This is a genomic window from Noviherbaspirillum aridicola (assembly GCF_019656455.1).
Classification (GTDB): domain Bacteria; phylum Pseudomonadota; class Gammaproteobacteria; order Burkholderiales; family Burkholderiaceae_D; genus Noviherbaspirillum; species Noviherbaspirillum aridicola.
The window spans coordinates 69,400-85,471 of record NZ_BPMK01000012.1 but is presented as its reverse complement, the minus strand read 5'-3'; the positions used below and the strand labels follow the sequence as shown (position 1 = coordinate 85,471).

The following is a 16,072-nucleotide window of genomic DNA, read 5'->3' as shown; positions in this document are numbered from 1 at the left end:
TCGTTTGCCAGCATCGCCCGGCTGACCGTAAGCTTGCCGATGCAGATAAAGACAACCGGCAACTGGCAGAGTTGCCGCCATGCCGGCCATGCACATCAACCGCCTCGTCGAACAGGTCCTCAGCGAACGCGCCGTCGAATTGCTCGACACCATGGCGGCCCACGCGCTCGCGCGGCTGCCGCAGGACATCACCGCGGTCGCCAGCCTCGCGGTCGAAGCCGACAGCTGGAACGATACCGTCATCCTGATGCGCGAGATCTTCGAGGCCGAGATCCAGGTCGCCGCCGGCAACGACTGGCTCGACATGCGCATCCTGCAGTCATGGGGCGTGAAGGAAGGGCAGCTCGCCTGGCAGTTCACGCCCGCGTTCGGACAGGCCATCGCGGCACGCTGACTTTCCTGCGCAGACCGCCGCGCGGCTTTCCTTCTCAAAACGGCAACTTGTCGCGGCGCTTGCGCTCAGAGTCCTCCATGGGGGGCGACGCCTGTATGGCGGCGCCCCGCGATCAATCACATGGAGCAAGACAAGGAGAGCCAACATGTCGACCATCCGGCATTCAATCGAGGTCAGGGTGCCCGCGCACCAGGCCTGGCAGCAGCTCGCGCGCTTCGAGCTTTATCCGCAGTTCATGGAAGACGTGGAGGCGGTGCAGAAGCTCGACGACACGCATCTGCACTGGACCACGCGCATGGCCAACCGCTCCGTGGAGTGGGATGCGGAAATCACGGAACAGGAACCGGGACGATGCCTGGCCTGGCACAACACCAGCGGACCGACCAACAACGGCCGGGTCGATCTCGAACCGCTGGGCAATGACCAGTCGAAGGTGACCATCACGCTGCACGCCGAGCCGGAACAGGTGCCGGGCAACATGAGCGGCTATACCGAGCAGGAGATGGCGCAGCGGCTGGGACAGGACATGGCGCGGCTCAAGGACATCATCGAAGGCGGCCGGCAGTCGTCGCCGCCGGGTGCCGCGCAGGCCGCGCCCATCCCGATGCGTCACCTCGGAGAAATGCCGCAGGATACGACGGCCGAGGTGCACGGCAGCGTGCCGACATCGGATGCCATCGGCCGGCCGGCCGCCGCGATGAATGCCGTGGCTGAACCGCCGCCGCAGCCCGAGCTGCCGCAGCGCGCCCAGGCCGCGCCGGCGGCGCAGGGCGGGACCGCGCCGCAGGCCGCGTCCATGCCGCGGCAGGATGCCGGGGGCGATGTGCGCGACCGGCAGTTAACGGCAGGGAACGCCGCGGTGGCAGGCGCCGCGGGCGGCACCGACGCGGCCGCCGGCGCCCGCATGACCGGGGGCAAGGGCGGCGGCGGCACCGGCCCGCGCCATGCGGATGCGCAGGACCTGACCGGCGCCGCGGGCGGCTCGCTCGAGGGCGACCGGGTATCGCCCGCGGCCGGCGCCGACGCGGCCGGCGGCACCGGACTCGGCTCGGCGGTAAGCGCGGGAGACACCCGCACCGGGACCGGGACATCGTCCGGCTCGGGCACCGCGCTCACCGGCGGCGGGGCCAGCGGCGGACGCGATGCCGGCATCGGCGGCGGCGGCAGCACCGAACCCTGACGAAGGAGGATCTCATGTTCATCGATATCGGCGGCGGCTGGCAGATCAATCTCTCGCAGGTCGCGCGCATCCACACCATCGACTCCGGCGGCGCCGGCACCATGCTCAAGTTCTATTCCCCGAGCAATGAGCACCTCGGCGACTTTCAGGCGGAAACGCCGGAGCAGCTCACGCGGGTGCTCGATCAGCTGCACTGCTACGGGCGCATGGAGCGCTGACGCGGGCGGCGCGAAAACCTTTGGCGGCGGGATGGTTCATATACATCCCGGCCGCCCGCATGGACGCCGGCCAGCCAATGAAAGGAAGAGAAAATGCAGACGGTATCTGAAGTCATGACGCGCGACGTACGTTTCGTCGCGCCACAGGAAAGCCTGCAGCATGCGGCGCAGATGATGGACGAGCTGAACGTGGGCGCGCTGCCGGTATGCGACGGCGAGCGCCTGGTCGGCATGATCACCGACCGCGACATCACCATCCGCGCCACCGCGCGCGGCATGTCGCCGCAGGATGCGGCGGTCAGCGACGCGATGACGGGCGAGGTGCGCTGGTGCTTCGAAGACCAGCCGCTGGACGAGGTGATGATACAGATGGCGGACAGCCAGATACGGCGGGTGCCGGTGGTCACGCATGACGACCAGCACAAGCTGGTGGGCATCGTCGCGCTCGGGGACGTGGCCACGCGGTCGGCGGGACAGAAACAGGATGTCGAGGAAACCGTGGAGATGGTGTCCTCGCCCTCCGCTCCCGGACGCCATCCGACCGGCGGCGATGTCGCGGGGCGCACCGGATCCGGCGATTCGCGCAGCGGCGCGCAGGTGGCGGGCGGCACCACGATGGCGCAGGCGGGCGAGACCGCCGGCCGCGCCGCCGGCGCCTCGGGCAGCGGCCCGGTCGACAACAACGACACCAGCAAGGGCGTGGGCGGCGGCGATCTCAACATGGATGGCCTGCCGCCGTCCTGAGCCTCGACGGGAACGGACACCGTCTCATCCGCCCCGGCGACGACAGGGACGAGGGCCGCTGCAAGGACGGCCCTCGTCCGCCACCGCGACCCTACCGTGCCGACGCGGCCTCGCTATCCCGCGATGACATGCCGCAGCAGCAGGGCGGACAGCACGAACATGGTCAGGCCGATCAGGCTGTCGAGTAGCTGCCACGCCCTCGGCCGCGCGAACCAGGGCGCCAGCCAGCGCGCGCCGAATCCGAGCAGCGCGAACCAGCACAGGCTGGCGCAGCTGGCGCCGGCGACGAACCATCCCCGCAGGGCCTCGGGCTGGCCGGCGCCGATGCTGCCCACCAGCAGGACCGTGTCCAGGTAGACGTGGGGGTTGAGCAGCGTGAAGCCCGCGGCCTGGGCCAGCGCCGCGCCCCGGGTGAACCCCGGGCCGTCCGCCGAGGCGCGCAACCGCGCCGCATGGCGCGCCCGGCGCAGCGCCTGCCATCCGTAATACGCGAGGAACACGGCGCCGGCGAGCGCGAGCCCGCGCGCCAGCCCGGGACTCTCCCCCAGCGCCCGGGCCATGCCCATCACGCCCGCGGTGATCAGCGCGGCATCGGCGCCCGCGCAGAACAGCACGACCACGCCCACATGCTCGCGGCGCAGCCCCTGGCGCAGCACGAATGCATTCTGGGCGCCGATGGCGACGATGAGGCCCAGGCTGAGGAGCAGGCCCTGTACGAAAACCGGAAAGGCGGACGGCAGGCTGGCGGTCGAGGTGATCATTCGCCAAGCTTGCCAGCACTCGCCAATGAAGCCAAACTATCTTTTCTTCATCGGGATTAGAAACACTTACTGAATGCTGGACTATTCCGCCCTCTCCGCGCTGGCCGCCGTGGTTCGTGAAGGAAGCTTCGAGCGGGCGGCCCGCGCCCTGCATGTGACGCCCTCCGCCATTTCCCAGCGCATCCGCCAGCTCGAGGAGCGTGTCGGCTGCGCGCTGGTGATCCGCGAGCAGCCCTGCCGCGCCACCGACACCGGGCGTCGCCTGTGCCAGCATGTCGACCATGTACGCCTGCTCGAGCAGGAGCTTCAGGGCGCGCTGCCGGCGCTCGCCCCGCAGGGCATGGCACGCGTGCCCTTGCCGATCGCGGTCAATGCCGACAGCCTCGCGACCTGGGCCGCGCCCGCCATCGCGTCCTTCGCCGCGGAACATCCGGTGCTGATGGAGGTGGCGGTGGATGACCAGGACTACACGACGGAATGGCTGCGCGCCGGCGCGGTGCTGGCCGCGGTGACGTCCAGCGCCCGTCCCGCCCCGGGCTGCAACAGCCGCCCCCTCGGCGCCATGCGTTATCTCGCGGCCGCCAGCCCGGCTTTCGTGCGGCGCCATTTTCCGGACGGGGTGAGGGCGGCCAGCCTGTCGCGGGCGCCCAGCCTCGTCTTCAACGCCAAGGATGACCTGCAGGCGCGCTGGGTCCGGCGCCTGTGTCATCGGCACGTGGAGCTGCCGCGGCATACCCTGCCGTCGTCGCAGGCGTTCGTGACCGCGGCCCTGGCCGGCATGGGCTGGGGCATGCAGGCGCGGGAGCTGATCGCCGCGCAGCTGGCGGAGGGCTCACTGGTCGAACTGGTGCCCGACACCCCCCTCGACGTGCCGCTGTTCTGGCAGCACGCCCGGGCGGCATCCGCCGTGCTCGACGCGCTGAGCCGGGAAATCCTGGCGGCGGCGGCCGCCTCCCTGCTGCAGCGCTGAGCACGCGCGGCCGCTGCGCGCGCCGTGTTTGATGCAACGGCCATGACAGCGAGCATTGGCGCATTACAATTGCCGGGTTACCACTCCGGTCCCGACCAATGCCCCGCGCCAGTCTCGTCCTTTCCGTCCTGATGCTTGCCCTTGCCGGTTGCGGCACGCCGCGCGCGCCCGGCCCCGGCCCAGGCCCAGGCCCGATCAGCGCCGACGTCTTCCGCGACGAACCGCTGGCATCCGCCGCCGGGCAGGAAGTCGCGATGTACTCGCTGATGCTGCTGCGCACCGGCTATCGCTACGGCGGCAAGAACCCGGAGGCGGGTCTCGACTGTTCCGGCATGGTGACCCACGTGTACCGCGAGGCGGCCGGCGTCGCGCTGAGCGGCAATGCGGCCGAACTCGCCACCCGCGGCAGGCAGGTCGGCCTGCGCGAACTCCGGGCCGGCGATCTCCTGTTCTTCAATACCCTCGGCCGTCCGTTCTCGCATGTCGCGATCTATCTCGGCCGCGGCGAATTCATCCATGCGCCCAATTCCCGGGGCCGCGTCCGCGTCGACAAGCTGACCAGCGACTATTACGCACGGCGCTTCGAAATGGCGCGCACCCTGCTCGACTGAACCGCCCGGGCCATCGAACCGCTGCCCGGGCAGACGTGCGGGCGCGCCATCTTTGCCGATTGTCAAAACCCCGGCGCTTGCTGCGGCTGATGCCGAGTGACATACTGGACCCCAAAAAACGGCCGCGCCCCGACCGGTGCCCGGCCCGACCACGGCGCGCACCAGATCGACGCGCCCAGCACAAGGAGACGAGTGGAGATGAGGACCGATATCGCATCGCGCCGGACGCCGTCCATGCCGCCGCCGGCCCGCCCCGGCCGGGGCGCCCCTGCTCCACGAGGCCCGCGCTGATCCCCGCGCCGGCCGCCGGCCAGCCGATTCCCCGCAGGCAGGCGACACACTGAATCCCCGCCAGGCTGCGCACGCGGCCGGGCCGGCAGCAAGCCGCATCATTCACTCGATTCACCCGGTTTATCCGATCCGTACGAGGAGTCTTGATGGAAGCGCCAGGCAGTCAACCGGACATGACGCAGCGCCCCTGGACGAGGCTGCACCCGGCACCCCCCCATGCCGCGACCGCCGGCGGCGCCGGTGGACAGCCGGCGGACGGGCTCTCGCTGTTCCGCAGGGCCGCCGCCGCCGCGCCCGGCCATCCCGCGATCCACTATTTCGACCGCACGCTGAGCTATGCGGACGTCGATCTGCTCTCCGACCGCTTCGCCGCCTTTCTCGGGGCGCGCGGCATCCGCGAGGGCGACCGCGTCGCGCTCTACCTGCAGAACGTTCCGCAGTTCCTGATCTGCCTCGTCGGCGCATGGAAGGCGGGCGCGATCGGCGTCAGCATCAATCCGATGAATCGCGCACGCGAACTCGGCCTGCTGCTCAGGGACAGCGGCGCCCGCGCGCTCGTCCTGCACGGCGACCTCTACCGCGACGTGGCGGCGGACGTGCTGCGCGACCTGCCGGACGTGCTCGCGGTGACGACGCCGGCGCACGCCTTTCAGAGCAGGCATGACGCACGGGTATTCGGCGGGATGGAGCCCGCACGCTACGACGGCGCCGTGGCGCTCGACGAGGTCTTCGCGGCCGCCATGCCGGGCGCCGGCCTGCGCCAGGCGATGGCGCCGGACGCGCCGGCGATGCTCGTCTACACCTCCGGCACGACCGGCATGCCCAAGGGCGCGGTGATCAGCCACGCCAACTTCGCCATCGGCGCCATCCTCTGGCAGGAGTGGGTGGCGCTGCGCGACGGCGCGCCCATCCTGGCCATCGCGCCGCTGTTTCACATCACCGGCCTCCTCGGCCATATCGGGCTTGCCTTCGCGGCGAAGGCGCCGCTCATCCTGTCGATGCGCTTTCATCCCGCGGTCGCAGCCGAGGCGGCGCAGGAATACCGCGCCGAGTTCGTCGTCGGCGCGATCACCGCTTTCATCGCGATGATGAATTCTCCCGACGTGCAGCCCGGGCAGCTGCGCACGCTGAAGATGGCGTACACCGGCGGCGCGCCGGTGCCGGCCCGGGTCGCCGACGAGTTCATGCGCAGGTTCGGACTGCCGGTCCGCAACTGCTATGGCATGACGGAGACCACCTCGCTCATTGTCGGCGTGCCGCGCGACCGGGAAACGCCGGTCGATGCCAATGGCGCCTGCTCGATCGGCATCCCGGTCTACCGCAGCGATGCCTTCATCGCCGACGACGCCGGACGCCCGCTGCCCGCCGGGGAGACCGGCGAAATCTGCCTGCGCGGCCCGCAGGTGATCGCAGGCTACTGGCAGCGCCCGGACGCGACGAGCGACGCCTTCATCAACGGTTACCTGCGCACAGGCGACGTCGCCTACATGGATGAGGACGGCTGGATATTCATCGTCGACCGCAAGAAGGACATGATCAACGCTTCCGGCTACAAGGTGTGGCCGAAGGAAGTGGAAGACGTGATCTATACCCATCCGGCCATCCGCGAAGCGGCGGTGATCGGCGTGCCGGACGAATACCGCGGCGAGACCGTCAAGGCGGTGGTCAGCCTCCGGCCGGGCATGTTGCTGCGGCCGGAAGAGCTGATCGACTACTGCAGGGAGCGGATGGCGGCATACAAGTATCCGCGCGAGGTGGAAGTGATTCCCGAACTGCCCAAGACGCTCACCGGCAAGATCCTGCGGCGCGAACTGCGGCAGGGCCGGATCGACCCCGTGGCGTGACCGGCGGTCGCCACGATTGTGCGGGGAAGCTGTAGCGCCGGACACGAGCTTTGTGCGAAGTGAACGATAAACAGGAGACAGGCAATGAACAATCGCAAGTGGGCTTATGCCATGGTGTCCGCGGCGGCGTCCGCGTCTTTCGCGGGCGCGGCGCAGGCGCAGATATCCGGAGACGTGGTCAGGATAGGCCATATCACCGACATGTCCGGCCTGTACGCCGATATCGACGGGCCCGCGGGCGCCGAGGCGGTCAAGATGGCGATCGCGGATTTCGGCGGCAAGGTGCTGGGCAAGCCGATCGAGTTCGTCTCGGCCGATCATCAGAACAAGGCGGACATCGCCGCCTCGAAGGCGCGGGAGTGGTTCGACCAGCAGGGCCTCGACATGCTGCTCGGCGGCTCCAATTCCGGCGCCGGCCTGGCGATGGCCAAGATCGCATCCGAGAAGAAACGCCCCTACATCAACATCGGCGGCGCCACCTCCCGGCTGACCAACGAGGACTGCACGCCCTACACCGTGCATTACGCCTATGACACCTATGCGCTCGCGCAGGGCACGGGTTCGGCCATCGTCAAGCAGGGCGGCAAGACCTGGTACTTCCTGACCGCCGACTACGCGTTCGGCGCCTCGCTCGAGAAGGACACCTCCGACGTGGTCAAGGCCTCCGGCGGCACCGTGGTCGGCAGCGTCAAGCATCCGCTGTCGGCGTCCGACTTTTCGTCCTTCCTGCTGCAGGCGCAGTCGTCCAAGGCACAGATCCTCGGCCTGGCCAACGCCGGCGGCGACACCGTCAACTCCATCAAGGCGGCCAACGAGTTCGGCATCACCAAGTCGATGAAGCTCGCCGGCCTGCTCATGTTCATCAACGACGTGCATTCGCTCGGCCTGAACCAGACCAAGGGCATGTACCTCACCGACGGCTGGTACTGGGACATGAATGACGAGTCGCGCGCATGGGCGAAGCGCTTCTTCACCAGCGTCAAGCGGATGCCTTCGATGATCCAGGGCGCGAACTATTCCGCCACCATGCACTACCTCAACGCGGTGAAGGCGGCGGGCACGGACGATCCCGACAAGGTGATGGCCCAGATGCGCAGCATGAAGATCAACGACTTCTTCGCCAAGAACGGCTACATCCGTCCCGACGGCCGCATGGTGCACGACATGTACCTGATGCAGGTGAAGGATCCGAAGGAATCCAAATACCCCTGGGACTACTACAAGACGGTGCAGACCATCCCCGGCGAGCAGGCATTCACGCCGCAGGCGCAGAGCCGCTGTCCGCTGTGGAAGTAGGCGCACGGGCGGCAGCCGCGGGACGCGGCGCCGCCCGGCGTCGACCTTCGATCATGTGAATCAGCCATCAAACCGTCAACAGGAGCCGAAACCATGAGCCCACCCGTCATCCTGCGCCGCGACGGCGCGGTCGCCTCGCTGGTGCTGAACCGGCCGGATGCCCTCAACGCGATCAACATCCCGATGGCGGAGGCTTTCCATGCCTGCTGCATCGAACTCGCCGCCGATGCCTCGGTGCGCGCGGTGGTGCTGCGTGCAACGGGCAAGGCCTTCGGTGTCGGCGGCGACCTCAACGCGCTCCGGGTGGATCCCGTCAATACCGCGCGCCGCCTGATCGAGTTGCTGCATGAATCGGTGAAGATGCTCGCCGCGCTCGACGCGCCGGTGATCGCCAGCCTGCACGGCGCGGTCGCGGGCGGCAGCCTCAGCCTGGCGATGGCATGCGATCTCGCCATCGCCGCCGAGGACACGCGCTTCAACCTTGCCTACGTCAATATCGGCGCCAGCTGCGACGTGTCCGGCTCATGGAACCTGCCGCGACTGGTCGGCCTGCGCAACGCGATGGCGATCGCCTTGCTCGGCGATACCTTCGATGCGCGCGAGGCCTGGCGGCTCGGCCTCGTCAACCGGCTGGCGCCGCCCGCCGCGCTCGACGCGGAAACCGATGCGCTCGCGCGCCGGCTGGCCTCCGGCCCCACGCTCGCCATGGGCAGGATGAAGCGCCTGTTGCGGCAGGCATTCGACAACGACCTGTCGAGCCAGCTCGACCGCGAGCAGGCCAACTTCCTCGCCTGCGCCGCGAGCGGCGACTTCGCCGCCGGCCTCGAGGCATTCTTCGCGCGCGGCAAGCCGGAGTTCCAGGGAGTGTAGCGGCAGGCATTTATCTTCCGCCAACGAATGGCGCCGGTCGCACCGGAAAGCGTAGCGGGCGCGGACCGGTGCATGGACGGCCCCGCGGGCACGCGGCGAAAAAAAAGCCGAATAGCCTTAGGTGTTTCGGGCATGTGCGTGTATAGTGGCCCCTGCACTTGCATCAAGTCGTCATCATTGTTGGTCTCTTTCCCGTCTTGCTCGTCCGAGTAATTCCCGTCTGAATTCCCTCTGGTTGCATTTCTTGTTTCGGGTGTATCCGAGTTCAGTCATTATTTTTTTCAAGGGAATTTCTCATGAGTACTCAAACCGGTACGGTAAAGTGGTTCAACGATTCAAAAGGTTTCGGTTTCATCTCCCCGGATGACGGCGGTGGCGATCTCTTCGCGCACTTCCAGGACATCCAGGGAACCGGCTTCAAGAGCCTGGCCGAGAATCAGCGCGTGTCGTTCGAGCGCAGCACCGGTCCCAAGGGCGAGAAGGCCAGCAACATTCGTCCCGCCTGAGCCTGCTCCGCAGGGAAGGCAGGATAGAATCAAGCCGCGCCGCGTCGCCTCGATGGCGCGCCGCGCGAGTGAACGGCGGCCGGCCGCACTTTGCAGATAGCACTGGCGTCCGGCGGTTGTTCGACAAAGAGAAGCCCGCGAAAGCGGGCTTTTTTCATGGCATCGCCTTGCTCGTGGACAATTTCCCCTGCTGAATGCACAATGCCGCGCAATGGCGAAACGCCCTTGCCTGTCGGGGACCGGGCATCGCAGTACAGCGTCGTCATCCGGGTCAGTAAAAATAATTCACGTCCCCTGGGAGATCGCACATGTCCTCGCCGTGGCACCTTGCCCGCTGCCTGCTGGCGGCGTTGCTGTTCATCTGTCTCGCCGCATCCGCGCTGGCGGCGGCGCCGGTGGCGATGATCACGGACCTGAAAGGGCGTGCACAGCTTGCATCGCCCGCGCCGGGCAAGCCGCTGGCCATCCTGGCCGAACTGCCCGCCGGCGCCGAGATCGTGCTTGAGCCGGGAACGGATCTCACCATGGTGTACATCGGCTCCGGGCATGAATTCCGCGTGACCGGGACAGGCCGGATCAGCATCGGCCCCCAGCTTCCGGTCTTCAGCGGCCAGGGCAGGCTTGCCAGCAGCACCTCGCTGCTGTCGTCGATCGGCGGCAGGCTCAATACGGACGGCGGACGGGTGGTGCAGGGCGCGCTCGTGATGCGCGGCGCCGGTGAAAGACTAAGGCAGATCGCACCCCGCCAGAAGACCATCGATGAACGGCCCGCCTTCCAGTGGGTGCTGCCGGATGCGCTCCGCGGCGTGGCGTTCGAATTGCGCGATGACGTACAAGTCCTTGCCGCCGCCGAGGTGGCGGGCGACAGCTATACCCTGCCCGCCGGCGTCACGCTGGTCCCGGGCAAGACCTACACCTGGCGCATCTCGCCACTGCCCGGCGAAGGGACGGGCCAGCTGACGAGCAGCTTCATGCCTGCGATGCCGGATGAGCGGCAGCGCATGCATCAGATCAGGCCCGACCGGGGCGCCAGCTTCTCCGACCAGGTGCTCTATGCGCTGGTGCTCGAGCAGGCCGGCTTTGCCGGCGAAGCGATGAGCCAGTGGAGGGCGCTGTCGGAGGCGCGGCCGCAGGACGCAAGCCTGCGCGCAAGATGGGCAAGATGAGCGCAGGCCGCGAAGGCGACGGGCGCGACGGGTCCGCCGGCAGGGCGGAACGCCTTTCCCTGCGCAGCCTTGCGCTCGGCTTCGTCGCGATCGTCGTCGCGGCGGCGCTGTTCGGCGCGTCGCGCGCCGGCACCGCGCTCGACCTCGTCCTGCTCGACTTCCAGAACCGCATGCTCGCGGTCCATCTGCCGCGCGTGCCCGACAAGCCGGTCGCGGTGGTCGGCATCGACGAGGAGACGGTCGCCCGGCTCAGGGAGCCGCTCGCGCTGTGGCACCCGCATCTCGGCGACTTCCTGAAGGCGATGGCGCTGGCCCGGCCGGCGGTCGTCGGGCTGGACGTCGTGCTGCCCGACCGCTCGTTCGACTGGCTGCTGCCCGGTTATGACCGGCGCCTGCTCGAAGGCCTGCTGGCGGCACGCGGCGCGACGCGCGTCGTGCTCGGGCTGACGCTGGACGAAACCGGCGCGGCGCGCAGGATCCACCCGCCATTTGCCGCCGTCGCCGGGGCCGGGGCCTTCGGCTATGTGTTGCTGCCCCTCGATGCCGACAACATCGTGCGCCGCCTGCCGGCACCCCGGGATGAGGCGGGCGCGCCGGTGGCCAGTCTCGCCGGCCGCATGGCGACGGCGATGGGCGTGCTTCCGGCCGCCGGCGGCATCAGCTACGCGCTCGCGCCACCCGCCGCCTATGTGCCGCTGCACCAGGTGCTGGGCTGGCTGGAGCGCGGCGACGAGGCCGCGCTGCGCGCCGCGTTCGAGGGACGGCCGGTCCTGCTCGGCAGCGTGCTGCGCTTCGAAGACCGGCACTTCCAGCCGGTCAATCTCGCGCCCTGGGAAAAGGAGAATGGCTTGCAGGTGCCGGGCGTGATGATCCAGGCCCAGATGGTGTCCACCCTGATCAACCATGCCGCGGTGCGGCCTGCCCCCGCCGCGGCGTCCTTCATGCTGTGCCTGGCGGCGGGCCTGCTGTGGTTTCTCGCGCTGCGCCTGCCGGCGGCGATGGCGGCATGCCTCGTCGCGGTCGCCGTCATGCTGGCGGCGGCGACGGCCCTGCTGCATGCCGGCTGGCGCCTCGACCTGTCGGCGGCGATCGCCGCCGCCCTGCTGGCGCTGCCCGGCAGATGGGTGGCCGAGTCCCTGCTCGAGATCCGGGAACGGCAGCGCCTGCGGCGGGCCTTCGCGGGCTACGTCAGCCCGCGCATGATGGAAGAGATTCTTGCCGGGCGCATCGCCGGCGAACCCGGCGGCGAACTGCGCACCGTGTGCGTGATGTTCGCCGATGTGCGGGGCTTCACCACGCTGAGCGAGGCCACGGCGCCGCAGACGGTCATGGCCGTGCTCAACCGCTATTTCGAAGCGATGACCCGCGCGATCCACGCGGAAGACGGCACCATCAGCTGCTTCATGGGCGACGGCATCATGGCGATCTTCGGCGCGCCGAAGGCGATGGACGACCCGAGCGCAAGCGCCTTCGCCGCCGCGCGGCGCATGCTGGCGGCGCTGCCCGCGCTCAACCGGGAACTGCAGGCGGAGGGCAGGCCGCCGCTCGACATCGGCATCGGCCTCAATCTCGGCGACGCCATCGTCGGCCATGTCGGCTCGCGCGAACGGCATGACTACTCCGCCATCGGCGACACGATCAACGCAGCATCCCGGCTGGAGGGCATGAGCAAGGACCTCGGATTTCCCCTGATCTGCTCGGCCGCCGTGGTGCGGGCGCTCGGGTCGCCGCGATCGATGGCCGATCTCGGCATGCAGGCGGTGCGGGGACGCTCACCCATGCATGTCTATGGCTGGCGCCCCGAGCAGGACGGCGCGCCGGCGCCTGCCGTCGCCGCCGCGGCGCAGGGCTGAGGTTCGGCGCGGACGGGCATGGCCGTGGAACTCCGCGGCGAATTCGTTTTCGTACAAGCCTTGCCGCTCATCGACACGCCGTCATGCACACCCGTCCACCGTCTGCCGATCGCGCGATCCGCGCCAACGCAAGCCGCGTCCGCCGCGACGGCGTCTTTGTTTTCGAAGTGCACGCCGCCGCCCGGGTCCGCGCCTCGCTGTCCCGGACCTGGGAAGTACTGACCGACTATGAACGCCTGCCCGAATTCGTGCCGGAACTGGTGTCCTCGCGAATACTGGAGCGCAACGGCCGACAGGTGACGATCGCGCAGCAGAACCGCGCCGGCTTTCTGTTCGTCGCGCAACTCGTCAGCATGGTCGTGCGGATCGAGGAACATCCGATGACCGCCATGGACGTGGCGATGGTGTCCGGCGACATGCGCCACTACAGCGCGCACTGGGAACTGGCGCCGCTGCCGCCCGACGGCGCGGACGGCACGAGCATCGCGTTCACCGCCGCGCTCGAGCCGAATCTCTATCTCCCGCCCTTTGTCGGCACCCCGATCATGCAGGCCAGCGTGACGCGCATGGTGGAGGCGGTGGTGCGCGAAATCGAGCGAGCGCCACTTCACTGACGCCGCTACGCCAGCGCCCGGTGAGCGACGTAGGCGTACACCGGGATGCCGGCCAGGATGTTGAGCGGGAAGGTAATCCCGAGCGACATGCTGAAATAGACCGAGGGCCTGGCTTCGGGAATCGCGTAGCGCAGGACCGCCGGCACCGCGATATAGGACGCGCTTGCCGCCAGCACCATGAGCAGGGTCGCATTGCCCGCCGCGATGCCGAACGCCGCCGACAGGCCGAGTGCGAGGGCCGCGTGCGCGATCGGCGCCAGCACCGCGTAGGCGATCAGCCACGGCGATTGGCCGCGCAGCTGTCCCAGGTTGCGCGCGGTGAGCAATCCCATGTCGAGCAGGAAGAACGCGAGCATGCCCTTGAACAGGTCGACCGAGAAGGGCGCCATGGCTTCCTTGCCCGCCTCGCCGGTGATCAGGCCCACCGCCATCGCGCCGAGCAGCAACAGCTGGGCGCCGTCGGTGAACGATTCATGCAGGATCTTGCCGATGCCGGCCGGCGCGGGCGCGCCGCCGAGGGCAGCCGCGCCGCCCGACAGCGTCGGTCCGGCGGTCGCGGTGCGGCGCAGCGAATTCGCAAGCACGACGGCGATGACGATGGCCGGCGACTCCATCAGCGCCATCGCCGCCGCCATGTGGCCTCCATAGGGCAGGTTCTGGTTCTCGAGATACTGCACCGCGGTGATGAAGGTGACCGCGCTCACCGACCCGTAGGTCGCGGCCACCGCCGCCGCGTCATAGGGCGACAGGAAGCGCTTGAGCAGCTGGTAGCCGCCGATCGGGATCATGACCGCGAGCAGGATCGCGCAGCCGAGGCTGATCGCGATTTCGGTCGTCAGGCCGGAGGCGGACAGGGCAAAGCCGCCCTTCAGGCCAAGCGCCATCAGCAGGTAAAGCGACAGGAAGCGGGAAATGGCCGGCGGGATTTCAAGGTTCGACCTGAAGCTCCCGGCGAGGATGCCGAAGGCGAAAAAGAGGATGGCGGGATCGAGGATGTTCTGCATGTTGTTGTGCTGTTTTCGGTGACGGCGCATCCTATCCGAGCTATCCTATAAAGGAAAATCGATATTGATTATGGGATTTATAGAAAGTTGTCTATGCACGTGACTTTCCGCCAGCTGCGCCTGTTTCTCGCCGTCGCGGAACACCTCTCCATCACCGCCGCCGCCCGCGCCTGCCACGTGACCCAGCCCACGGTGTCGATGCAGGTGAAGGAGCTGGCGGATGCGGTCGGCATGCCGCTCTATGAACAGGTCGGCAAGCGGCTCTATCTCACCGAGGCCGGGGAAGCGCTGGTCAGGACGGCGCGCGCGATGGTGGATGAATGGAGCGCGTTCGAGCAGCAGATCGACGCGATGAAAGGCCTCACCCGTGGCCGGCTGCGGGTGGCCGTGGTGAGCACGGCGAAATATTTCGTGCCCCGTCTCCTCGGCACCTTCTGCGCCGCGCATCCCGACATCGACATCGCGCTGGAGGTGCTCAACCGCGACGGCGTGGTGGCCCGGCTGCGCGAGAACCGCGACGACCTGTACATCATGTCGATGCCGCCCGAGGACATGGAACTCGAGCGCCATGCGTTTCTGCCGAACCCGCTGAGGGTGATCGCGCCGCGCGACCATCCGCTCGCCGGGAAGAAAGCCATTCCGCTCGACGAATTGCAGCCGATACGCTTCATCATGCGGGAGAAGGGATCGGGTACCCGGCTTGCCTGCGACCACCATTTCGAACGGCTCGGATTCCGGCCGCACGTGCGGCTTGAACTCGGCAGCAACGAGGCGATCAAGCAGGCGGTGGCGGTGGGCATGGGACTGTCGGTGATCTCCGAGCATGCGCTCGGCCCGTCGCCCGACGCCGAACAGCTTGCCGTGCTGGATGTCGAGGGCTTCCCCGTGCAATCGAGCTGGTGGACGCTCTACCCTGCCGGCAAGCGGCTCTCGCCGGTCGCCGCCGTCTTTCTCGACCATGTCGAGCGCAACACCCAGGCGTGGCGGGCCGGCGGCTAGGCCGGGCGGCCGCCCTACGATACAGGCATGCGAACGCGGAAAGGAAAACCTCGATGAGGACGACAAGCACTGCACTGCTGATGGCCTGCGCCGCCCTGCAGGGCTGCACCCCGGGCGCCCTCGACAGCCGCCAGAGCATCGCCGGCGGGCTCGAATCCGAGATGCGGGAGACGCGCCGCCTGATCGAGCGCGAGGTGGGCGATGCGTCCGCGCAGCGTCCCGAGCAATGCCGCGTGCTGCCGCTCGGTGCCAGGGCCTGCGGCGGTCCGCAGGCCTATCTGGTTTATTCGACCGCGCGCGCCGACGAGCGCAGGCTGCAGGAACTCGCGCGGCAGTACACGGAAGCCGAACAGAAATACAACCGCATCGCCGGGACGATGAGCACCTGCAGCCATATCGAGCCGCCGCAGGTCCGGCTGCAACACGGCCGATGCACGGCCAGGTCCACGCACGACGACCGCTGACATTCCGCGGGCGTGCCGGCCGCCGCTTTCAGTGGAGCGACGAGAACGGTATCTGGTCGAGCCGGTCCCGCCACGACTGCGCACGGTCTTCGGGGCGGTCGAAGCGGTGGACCGCGATCGGCTGCCTGTCTTCCACCAGCACGGCGCGCAGCGCGAAGCCGTCGTACGAGGTGTCGTTCACCAGGCGCGCGAAGCTGCGTTCCGCGTCTTCCCGCCTCGACAGATGTTCGACGCTGCCGACGATGGCGCCGCCGGCATCGCGCAGATAGACAAGATACATATCGTTG

The 16,072-nt window shown here is 68.5% G+C and carries 19 protein-coding genes; 15 read left to right on the top strand and 4 right to left on the bottom strand.

Annotated elements, in window-relative coordinates; translation table 11 throughout:
* Nucleotides 1-79 precede the first annotated feature (79 nt).
* The 4 genes from NCCP691_RS14305 (at nt 80) to NCCP691_RS14290 (ending at nt 2,536) form a co-directional block, all read left to right on the top strand.
* Nucleotides 80-394: a hypothetical protein gene (locus tag NCCP691_RS14305; RefSeq protein WP_220809218.1), complete on the top strand. Its 315-nt coding sequence runs from the start codon at nt 80-82 to the stop codon at nt 392-394.
* A gap of 145 nt (nt 395-539) precedes the next feature.
* Entirely contained in the window at nt 540-1,574 is a 1,035-nt protein-coding gene (locus NCCP691_RS14300) for an SRPBCC family protein (RefSeq protein WP_220809217.1), read from the top strand.
* A gap of 14 nt (nt 1,575-1,588) precedes the next feature.
* On the top strand, nt 1,589-1,792 hold the full coding sequence (locus NCCP691_RS14295) for a hypothetical protein (RefSeq protein ID WP_220809216.1): 204 nt from the start codon (nt 1,589-1,591) through the stop codon (nt 1,790-1,792).
* A gap of 93 nt (nt 1,793-1,885) precedes the next feature.
* On the top strand, nt 1,886-2,536 hold the full coding sequence (locus tag NCCP691_RS14290; RefSeq protein ID WP_220809215.1) for a CBS domain-containing protein: 651 nt from the start codon (nt 1,886-1,888) through the stop codon (nt 2,534-2,536).
* A gap of 113 nt (nt 2,537-2,649) precedes the next feature.
* Here NCCP691_RS14290 and NCCP691_RS14285 read toward each other — a convergent pair whose 3' ends face one another.
* Entirely contained in the window at nt 2,650-3,297 is a 648-nt protein-coding gene (locus tag NCCP691_RS14285) for a LysE/ArgO family amino acid transporter (RefSeq protein ID WP_220809214.1), read from the bottom strand.
* A gap of 73 nt (nt 3,298-3,370) precedes the next feature.
* Here NCCP691_RS14285 and NCCP691_RS14280 point away from each other — a divergent pair, with 73 nt between their 5' ends.
* From NCCP691_RS14280 to NCCP691_RS14255, 6 genes are all read left to right on the top strand, one after another.
* Complete coding sequence (locus NCCP691_RS14280; protein WP_220809213.1) at nt 3,371-4,267, top strand: LysR family transcriptional regulator ArgP; 897 nt, start codon at nt 3,371-3,373, stop codon at nt 4,265-4,267.
* 98 nt (nt 4,268-4,365) lie between these two features.
* Entirely contained in the window at nt 4,366-4,878 is a 513-nt protein-coding gene (locus NCCP691_RS14275; RefSeq protein ID WP_220809212.1) for a C40 family peptidase, read from the top strand.
* Between the two features lie 437 nt (nt 4,879-5,315).
* Nucleotides 5,316-7,013 (top strand): AMP-binding protein, encoded by a 1,698-nt coding sequence (locus NCCP691_RS14270; protein ID WP_238482447.1) that lies wholly within the window; start codon nt 5,316-5,318, stop codon nt 7,011-7,013.
* A gap of 84 nt (nt 7,014-7,097) precedes the next feature.
* A complete protein-coding gene (locus NCCP691_RS14265; protein WP_220809211.1) occupies nt 7,098-8,309 on the top strand; it encodes an ABC transporter substrate-binding protein in 1,212 nt (403 codons plus the stop codon).
* A 93-nt stretch (nt 8,310-8,402) separates the two neighbouring features.
* Nucleotides 8,403-9,179 carry an enoyl-CoA hydratase/isomerase family protein gene (locus NCCP691_RS14260; RefSeq protein WP_220809210.1) on the top strand — a complete coding sequence of 259 codons (777 nt, stop codon included), beginning with the start codon at nt 8,403-8,405 and terminating at the stop codon, nt 9,177-9,179.
* A gap of 296 nt (nt 9,180-9,475) precedes the next feature.
* Entirely contained in the window at nt 9,476-9,685 is a 210-nt protein-coding gene (locus NCCP691_RS14255; RefSeq protein ID WP_220809209.1) for a cold-shock protein, read from the top strand.
* Nucleotides 9,686-9,714: 29 nt separating this feature from the next.
* On the opposite strand, the gene NCCP691_RS14250 is transcribed toward NCCP691_RS14255, so the two are convergent.
* Nucleotides 9,715-9,951, bottom strand: a complete 237-nt coding sequence (locus NCCP691_RS14250; RefSeq protein ID WP_220809208.1) for a hypothetical protein — start codon at nt 9,949-9,951, stop codon at nt 9,715-9,717.
* 42 nt (nt 9,952-9,993) lie between these two features.
* Here NCCP691_RS14250 and NCCP691_RS14245 point away from each other — a divergent pair, with 42 nt between their 5' ends.
* The 3 genes from NCCP691_RS14245 (at nt 9,994) to NCCP691_RS14235 (ending at nt 13,318) form a co-directional block, all read left to right on the top strand.
* Nucleotides 9,994-10,851, top strand: coding sequence for a hypothetical protein (locus NCCP691_RS14245; protein ID WP_220809207.1), 858 nt, complete (start codon nt 9,994-9,996; stop codon nt 10,849-10,851).
* Nucleotides 10,848-12,704, top strand: coding sequence for an adenylate/guanylate cyclase domain-containing protein (locus NCCP691_RS14240; RefSeq protein WP_220809206.1), 1,857 nt, complete (start codon nt 10,848-10,850; stop codon nt 12,702-12,704). The genes NCCP691_RS14245 and NCCP691_RS14240 overlap by 4 nt, the downstream gene beginning before the upstream one ends.
* Before the next feature lie 83 nt (nt 12,705-12,787).
* Complete coding sequence (locus NCCP691_RS14235; protein WP_220809205.1) at nt 12,788-13,318, top strand: SRPBCC family protein; 531 nt, start codon at nt 12,788-12,790, stop codon at nt 13,316-13,318.
* A gap of 5 nt (nt 13,319-13,323) precedes the next feature.
* Here the strand turns inward: NCCP691_RS14235 and NCCP691_RS14230 are convergent, their stop codons facing one another.
* Nucleotides 13,324-14,322: a sodium-dependent bicarbonate transport family permease gene (locus NCCP691_RS14230; RefSeq protein WP_220809204.1), complete on the bottom strand. Its 999-nt coding sequence runs from the start codon at nt 14,320-14,322 to the stop codon at nt 13,324-13,326.
* A gap of 93 nt (nt 14,323-14,415) precedes the next feature.
* Between NCCP691_RS14230 and NCCP691_RS14225 the strand changes: the two genes are divergently transcribed.
* On the top strand, nt 14,416-15,321 hold the full coding sequence (locus NCCP691_RS14225; RefSeq protein WP_220809203.1) for a LysR family transcriptional regulator: 906 nt from the start codon (nt 14,416-14,418) through the stop codon (nt 15,319-15,321).
* A gap of 53 nt (nt 15,322-15,374) precedes the next feature.
* A complete protein-coding gene (locus NCCP691_RS14220) occupies nt 15,375-15,785 on the top strand; it encodes a hypothetical protein (protein ID WP_220809202.1) in 411 nt (136 codons plus the stop codon).
* Between the two features lie 28 nt (nt 15,786-15,813).
* Here the strand turns inward: NCCP691_RS14220 and NCCP691_RS14215 are convergent, their stop codons facing one another.
* Nucleotides 15,814-16,065, bottom strand: coding sequence for a hypothetical protein (locus NCCP691_RS14215; RefSeq protein ID WP_220809201.1), 252 nt, complete (start codon nt 16,063-16,065; stop codon nt 15,814-15,816).
* Nucleotides 16,066-16,072 lie beyond the last annotated feature (7 nt).

What these genes read in the sequence shown, in the direction of transcription:
- NCCP691_RS14275 (WP_220809212.1), top strand. Translation starts at nt 4,366, where the DNA reads ATGCCCCGCGCCAGTCTCGTCCTTTCCGTCCTGATGCTTGCCCTTGCC.
- NCCP691_RS14220 (WP_220809202.1), top strand. Translation starts at nt 15,375, where the DNA reads ATGAGGACGACAAGCACTGCACTGCTGATGGCCTGCGCCGCCCTGCAG.
- NCCP691_RS14285 (WP_220809214.1), bottom strand. Translation starts at nt 3,297, where the DNA reads ATGATCACCTCGACCGCCAGCCTGCCGTCCGCCTTTCCGGTTTTCGTA.
- NCCP691_RS14290 (WP_220809215.1), top strand. Translation starts at nt 1,886, where the DNA reads ATGCAGACGGTATCTGAAGTCATGACGCGCGACGTACGTTTCGTCGCG.
- NCCP691_RS14250 (WP_220809208.1), bottom strand. Translation starts at nt 9,951, where the DNA reads ATGACGACGCTGTACTGCGATGCCCGGTCCCCGACAGGCAAGGGCGTT.
- NCCP691_RS14305 (WP_220809218.1), top strand. Translation starts at nt 80, where the DNA reads ATGCCGGCCATGCACATCAACCGCCTCGTCGAACAGGTCCTCAGCGAA.
- NCCP691_RS14235 (WP_220809205.1), top strand. Translation starts at nt 12,788, where the DNA reads ATGCACACCCGTCCACCGTCTGCCGATCGCGCGATCCGCGCCAACGCA.
- NCCP691_RS14260 (WP_220809210.1), top strand. Translation starts at nt 8,403, where the DNA reads ATGAGCCCACCCGTCATCCTGCGCCGCGACGGCGCGGTCGCCTCGCTG.
- NCCP691_RS14245 (WP_220809207.1), top strand. Translation starts at nt 9,994, where the DNA reads ATGTCCTCGCCGTGGCACCTTGCCCGCTGCCTGCTGGCGGCGTTGCTG.
- NCCP691_RS14230 (WP_220809204.1), bottom strand. Translation starts at nt 14,322, where the DNA reads ATGCAGAACATCCTCGATCCCGCCATCCTCTTTTTCGCCTTCGGCATC.
- NCCP691_RS14225 (WP_220809203.1), top strand. Translation starts at nt 14,416, where the DNA reads ATGCACGTGACTTTCCGCCAGCTGCGCCTGTTTCTCGCCGTCGCGGAA.
- NCCP691_RS14215 (WP_220809201.1), bottom strand. Translation starts at nt 16,065, where the DNA reads ATGTATCTTGTCTATCTGCGCGATGCCGGCGGCGCCATCGTCGGCAGC.
- NCCP691_RS14270 (WP_238482447.1), top strand. Translation starts at nt 5,316, where the DNA reads ATGGAAGCGCCAGGCAGTCAACCGGACATGACGCAGCGCCCCTGGACG.
- NCCP691_RS14255 (WP_220809209.1), top strand. Translation starts at nt 9,476, where the DNA reads ATGAGTACTCAAACCGGTACGGTAAAGTGGTTCAACGATTCAAAAGGT.
- NCCP691_RS14300 (WP_220809217.1), top strand. Translation starts at nt 540, where the DNA reads ATGTCGACCATCCGGCATTCAATCGAGGTCAGGGTGCCCGCGCACCAG.
- NCCP691_RS14265 (WP_220809211.1), top strand. Translation starts at nt 7,098, where the DNA reads ATGAACAATCGCAAGTGGGCTTATGCCATGGTGTCCGCGGCGGCGTCC.
- NCCP691_RS14240 (WP_220809206.1), top strand. Translation starts at nt 10,848, where the DNA reads ATGAGCGCAGGCCGCGAAGGCGACGGGCGCGACGGGTCCGCCGGCAGG.
- NCCP691_RS14280 (WP_220809213.1), top strand. Translation starts at nt 3,371, where the DNA reads ATGCTGGACTATTCCGCCCTCTCCGCGCTGGCCGCCGTGGTTCGTGAA.
- NCCP691_RS14295 (WP_220809216.1), top strand. Translation starts at nt 1,589, where the DNA reads ATGTTCATCGATATCGGCGGCGGCTGGCAGATCAATCTCTCGCAGGTC.